This window comes from Candidatus Eisenbacteria bacterium, assembly GCA_035712145.1.
GTDB lineage: Bacteria > Eisenbacteria > RBG-16-71-46 > RBG-16-71-46 > RBG-16-71-46 > DASTBI01.
Genome location: DASTBI010000072.1, coordinates 1 through 2,112 on the forward strand (window position 1 = coordinate 1; position 2,112 = coordinate 2,112).

3 protein-coding genes are annotated in these 2,112 nt (G+C 54.1%); 1 reads left to right on the top strand and 2 read right to left on the bottom strand.

Going from position 1 to position 2,112, the window contains the following annotated elements; genetic code table 11:
* A partial coding sequence (locus tag VFQ05_04200) for a (Fe-S)-binding protein (GenBank protein ID HET9325952.1) occupies positions 1-242 on the bottom strand: 242 nt, incomplete at its 3' end.
* A 127-nt stretch (positions 243-369) separates the two neighbouring features.
* Between VFQ05_04200 and VFQ05_04205 the strand changes: the two genes are divergently transcribed.
* Positions 370-1,683, top strand: a complete 1,314-nt coding sequence (locus VFQ05_04205; GenBank protein ID HET9325953.1) for an ISNCY family transposase — start codon at positions 370-372, stop codon at positions 1,681-1,683.
* Between the two features lie 196 nt (positions 1,684-1,879).
* Here the strand turns inward: VFQ05_04205 and VFQ05_04210 are convergent.
* A partial coding sequence (locus VFQ05_04210) for a hypothetical protein (GenBank protein ID HET9325954.1) occupies positions 1,880-2,112 on the bottom strand: 233 nt, incomplete at its 5' end.

Genomic DNA, 2,112 nt, shown 5'->3' on the forward strand with positions numbered 1-2,112 from the left:
CGCACCAGTGGTTCGAAGATGTCGAGAAAGCGTCGGGCCAGGATGCGCGCTTCGTCGCGAAAACCGGCGTTGAAGGCCGGCTGGCCGCAACAGGTCTGCTCGGGGGGAAAGTAGACTTCGACGCCTTGGCGCTCCAATAGATCGACCGTCGCCATGCCCACTTCGGGATAGAGCATATCGACCATACAGGTGACAAATAGCGCCACGCGCGCTGGCGGGGCAGCAAATTGTTTCTTGTGCATCCGTTCATTATCCCATGCTTTGCGCCCTTCGTCCAGAAGCAGTGCGGCATAGCAGGAATTCCAAATTTGACTTTTGGGCTACGAAGTCGAGAGAATAAAGCCTCGATGCGGACAAGGAGGCAGCCCGATGGCAGTAACCTTTGACTGGATGGTGAAGCAAGTGCGCAGTACATTTGCCAGTTTGCCAGATTATCGTCAGGGTCAGAACGTAAGCTATCGGATCCAAGATGGGGCGATTGGTGCGTTCAGCGTGTTTTTCATGCAGTCCCCCTCGTTCCTGGCCCATCAACGCGACATGCAGCGCAAACAAGGACGAAACAATGCGGCCAGTCTCTTTGGGGTCGAGCAGGTGCCGAGTGATCCACAGATTCGGAATTTGCTAGACCCCATAGCGCCCGAGCATCTGCGTGCGCCGTATTGGGCGATCTTCGAGGCCTTGCAAGCTGAAGGGCATTTGCGGCAGCACGTTGGCTATGGCAAAACCCAGCTAATCGCCCTGGACGGCACCTACTACTTTTCATCGCAGAAGCTTCACTGTGAAAACTGCACCGTGCATCAGCATGGGGAACAAGTGCGCTATTCGCATGCAGCGGTGACACCGGTCTTGGTCGCACCCGGCCAAAGTGCCGTCATTCCGTTGGAACCTGAGTTTATCGTGCCGCAAGATGGGAGCGAGAAACAAGATTGTGAGCAGCAGGCGGTCAAGCGCTGGCTGGCGCGCAATGCAGCACGCTTTGCGCCCTGGAGCGTCACCCTCTTGACCGATGACTTGCACAGTCGCCAACCCTTCTGTAGCCTGCTCTTGCACCATCAGTTCAATTTCATTCTGACTTGTAAACCTGATTCCCATCCAACGCTTTATGCCGAGATTGCGTTATTAGACAAAATCAACGGCGTCGCCCACCATCAGGGGCGCCAGTGGAATGGTCGCTTCACCGAAGTTTGGCAGTGTCGTTATGTCAATCAACTGCCGCTGCGTAGCGGCGAGGATGCCCTCTTCGTCAACTGGTGTGAGGTGCGGATCATGCACGAGCAGACCGGTGAACTCCTTTATCACAATAGCTTCATCACCAATCACACCCTCACTGACCAGACTGTCCAGCCCGCCCTCATCTCAGGCCGCACGCGCTGGAAAATCGAAAATGAGAACAACAATGTCCTCAAAAACTACGGCTATCACCTCGAACACAATTTTGGTCACGGTCAACACTATCTCTCGGCCATCCTGGTCATGCTCAATCTGCTTGCCTTTCTCCTCCACACCGTCTTGACCTTGACCTCCGTCAAGTATCAACGCTTGCGCCACGAACTCGGCTCTCGCCGCACCTTCTTTGATGACTTACGCACCCTCACCCGTTATCTCTTTTTCCAAAGTTGGGATCTTCTGCTTGACTTTATGCTCACTCAGCTTGAACTGCAACCCGCCCCTGACTCCTCTTGATCGCAAATTTGGAATTCCTGCTCATCAATTTGTTGCATCGCGTTAGCGATCTGAAAATTGCCTCTTGACAGAGCAGCAGAATGGGTGTACAGTACGATTTATCCTAACAAGACGAGCAACCCGAAGGAGGCGCATGGACATGTTGACCACCAATCAGGTTGCCGCCGCCTTGGAGACCAGCCCGGATACGGTCCTGCTACTCATCAAGGCTGGGGAACTGCGCAGCCAACAGCTCAGACAGCGAAGTCCGCATCGGATTCCGAAAGATGAACTGCTGGCCTATGCGCAGCGTAGAAATCTTACCCTTCGGCTCGACAAGATCGGCGACAACCAATAGAAAAAGCGGCTCCAGACCATCCGCCAAGAAGATCCCGGAACCGCTTTTCGTTTGAACCTTAACAACCACATAACCAGATGATGAGTCTGTGG

What these genes read in the sequence shown, in the direction of transcription:
- VFQ05_04205 (HET9325953.1), top strand. Translation starts at nt 370, where the DNA reads ATGGCAGTAACCTTTGACTGGATGGTGAAGCAAGTGCGCAGTACATTT.